Origin of the sequence: Proteus alimentorum (assembly GCF_002607735.1) — a bacterium.
Taxonomy (GTDB): domain Bacteria; phylum Pseudomonadota; class Gammaproteobacteria; order Enterobacterales; family Enterobacteriaceae; genus Proteus; species Proteus alimentorum.
Genome location: NZ_NBVR01000017.1, coordinates 1 through 2,695, shown reverse-complemented (window position 1 = coordinate 2,695; position 2,695 = coordinate 1). Strand labels below are relative to the sequence as shown.

5 protein-coding genes and 1 pseudogene are annotated in these 2,695 nt (G+C 31.4%); 5 read left to right on the top strand and 1 reads right to left on the bottom strand.

The window, feature by feature from the left end; all coding sequences use genetic code 11:
* The 3 genes from B6258_RS18005 to B6258_RS02950 form a co-directional block, all read left to right on the top strand.
* Positions 1-489: hypothetical protein (locus B6258_RS18005; RefSeq protein ID WP_164996128.1), on the top strand; the 489-nt coding region annotated here is incomplete at its 5' end.
* 2 nt (positions 490-491) lie between these two features.
* On the top strand, positions 492-626 hold the full coding sequence (locus B6258_RS18435) for a hypothetical protein (RefSeq protein WP_276307758.1): 135 nt from the start codon (positions 492-494) through the stop codon (positions 624-626).
* Positions 623-1,147: a hypothetical protein gene (locus tag B6258_RS02950; RefSeq protein ID WP_240531511.1), complete on the top strand. Its 525-nt coding sequence runs from the start codon at positions 623-625 to the stop codon at positions 1,145-1,147. The genes B6258_RS18435 and B6258_RS02950 overlap by 4 nt, the downstream gene beginning before the upstream one ends.
* A 162-nt stretch (positions 1,148-1,309) precedes the next feature.
* On the opposite strand, the pseudogene B6258_RS18530 reads toward B6258_RS02950, so the two are convergent.
* Positions 1,310-1,417 (bottom strand): annotated as a pseudogene (locus B6258_RS18530) (transposase); the annotation flags it as partial.
* A 35-nt stretch (positions 1,418-1,452) separates the two neighbouring features.
* Here B6258_RS18530 and B6258_RS02940 point away from each other — a divergent pair.
* Positions 1,453-1,812 carry a hypothetical protein gene (locus B6258_RS02940; protein WP_099074019.1) on the top strand — a complete coding sequence of 120 codons (360 nt, stop codon included), beginning with the start codon at positions 1,453-1,455 and terminating at the stop codon, positions 1,810-1,812.
* Between the two features lie 203 nt (positions 1,813-2,015).
* The gene (locus B6258_RS02930) at positions 2,016-2,384 is read left to right on the top strand and encodes a hypothetical protein (protein WP_099074017.1); all 369 of its coding nucleotides are present in this window, start codon (positions 2,016-2,018) and stop codon (positions 2,382-2,384) included.
* Positions 2,385-2,695 lie beyond the last annotated feature (311 nt).

Genomic DNA, 2,695 nt, shown 5'->3' with positions numbered 1-2,695 from the left:
GAAGGTTTTGATAGTATTGGTATATCAGGGCCCTCTAAAGATTCAGGGATCACAGTTAGAACGACGGCGATTCGGGGTAATAAAGATGATAACAATCAAAGAGCAAATAGTGTAAGTTCTAATTATCGTGTACATGATCTAAAGCAGATTAGTGATCCTGCACTGAATTTAGATATTATCAGACAAGAAACAAAAAAATATTTAAAAAATATATCACAACAAGAAGGGGCTGCGGTTAGTTATGCTACCGCATCAGTTACTGTGAATGGAAAGAAGGAATATTACCTTTCTGTTAGTGGAAAATCATGGTCGGGACAATCACCTGATACAGTAAATATTGGTAGTATTAGTTATAGAGTAGTACGAAAAGATGAAAATAACTTTACCAGTATAGGTAATATTGAAGCTAAGAAAATAAATTTTAATCATGCTGAAAAAAAGCTATTTAATTATATTCAAGATGCTTATAAAGGAAAAGAAGCATCTTGAATATGGCAATACAAAATACATCTAAACGAGATCCAGGAATGTGTGTTGGTTGTGGTTATACAAGCCAAAACTTTGCTGAGAATAATAAAAACCTTAATGTAACTATTTATCAAGGCTCTACGGGAGAAAATAAATGATTAACAATGAACTAATTGAATATCTGCATTCTGTTTATCCAGAGTTACCTATCGATGTTAGCTATATGCGAGGTTATTCTGATGATGAAATAAAAAAAATCGAACGTTTATATGATATCGAAGTTAAAGATCAGTTATATGATTTTTTAACCAGTATAGGGCGTTGTAGTGGTGGTCTTTTTGGCGATGATCCCCTTCTTTTTTATCGAAATCAAAAAACAATAAGAGGAAGTATATTGATGCAATCAGGAATGAGAGAGGAACTCTCTGCTATTCAACAATATGATTTATTAGATAAAAAACCATTTTTTATTGCAGTAGAAAGTTATACTCAATACTTTTTTGTTTTAACAGCATCGGTTACACCTAATATCATTTATCAATATGATGAGAATGAAGAAATAGTGGAAGCTACTGATTGGGATCTAAAAAATTATTTGAGATATATAGTTAATGTTTATACTCGAAACTATAAAATAAAAGCGCCTTTTGATGAATGCGGAGAACTTATTTTAATTTAATTGGTATTTGCATTGGAGCCTGTAGATAACTTTGTGTAAGTAACCTATGTATTATTTGCAGGTGGTCATTGATTCAACTATCAAAGTGGATCATAAATCAGTTCATTACTGAGCACCAATTTTGTATCAGCATGGTCCACTTTTTACTGATTCATCCTATGAAAATATCTTTCTTTCCTTTGTCATATGCCTAATAACGCTGTTCAGTAATTCAATCGCATTGGTTGTATAAATAGCTTTATGTATATCGGCCTGATAATCAAATAGTGTCCCCTTTAATTGAAACACTCCAAATTAGCGCGTCAATGACGCCGTTAATAGGTTCAGTCGCTGCGAGAAAAATAGAAGCTTTAGTGAGTCAACAGAGGTTATCCAATAATTTTTCAATTCACTCGTTACCAGATGCTCATGGTCGGGAGCATATAACTGCGGTTAAAGGCGATGCTGCTATACCTGTAGATAAGATAGAAATATGGCTTAGAGGCAAAGCAAAAGGAGATTTAGAATCGTTATTAGCAAGGCAATCAGTGTTAATAAATGAAAAACGTGATAACCAAAGAGCTTTTGCTAAAGATCCTGGTAAAATTAAAGAATTAGATGTTATTAAAGATAATATAAAAATAATTGAACGTTCTAGAACAATGGGAATGGTTCTAGAAAAATAGGATTTGATGATACACCAGAAAATAATAAATAAATTACTTGATACAGCTTCTCTGGTTACAGAAAATAATAGAAATAGCTCAATAGTATTAAAAAATAATATTGATAATAGTTATTTCGTTCGTATTTCTGCAGTATGGACTATATTACCTGATGGAACTAAAAGACTTTCAACAGTAAAAACTGGATTATTTAAGGAATAATGATGATAAATTTAAAAGAATCATTAATTTTAGAGGAAAAACTAAAAAACTATATAAAAAATGGTTATTTAGATATTAATTCGTTTGATAATCCTGATGATGAAGCAGCTTGTACCTTAACAGAATTATCATATTTAAACAAAGGGTTATGTGAAGAGTATTCTAGACTTATAATAGAGTCGGAAGTGGTCGGTGATGACTACTTAAAGTCGCGTTGTTTAGATCATTTATTAGATTTAAATAAAAAATACGCTCTGAAATATATAGAAGAACAAGTCAATAATATGAGTATTCCAATATTATCTACGGCTATGAGTGGGTTAGTTCAATATTCTAACTCTAAATTTAGAAAAAAATATCATCTAAACTGATTAGTGAAATTAATAAATGTTACCAGTTCCTAATATCTAATGATGAAATTTTAAAAAAGTTATATATAAATGATTATGAATTGTTTGAAGACGAATTTTTATAAATAAACTTCTGCTAAACAACCACCCAATCTGTGGTATCACAAGGCACATGGACAGTGCGTGATACTGACAATCAACAGCAAGATATCGCGCAATTAAACCAAGACACTGATAACGCCCACAGCATATTAAATAAAATTTTCGACAAAGAGAAAGAGCAAAACCGCCAACAGAAACAGCAGCTAGTGGGTGAAATTGGTGCGCAGATT

Coding starts and splice junctions, on each gene's coding strand:
- B6258_RS02930 (WP_099074017.1), top strand. CDS start 2,016: ATGATAAATTTAAAAGAATCATTAATTTTAGAGGAAAAACTAAAAAAC.
- B6258_RS02950 (WP_240531511.1), top strand. CDS start 623: ATGATTAACAATGAACTAATTGAATATCTGCATTCTGTTTATCCAGAG.
- B6258_RS18435 (WP_276307758.1), top strand. CDS start 492: ATGGCAATACAAAATACATCTAAACGAGATCCAGGAATGTGTGTTGGT.
- B6258_RS02940 (WP_099074019.1), top strand. CDS start 1,453: ATGACGCCGTTAATAGGTTCAGTCGCTGCGAGAAAAATAGAAGCTTTA.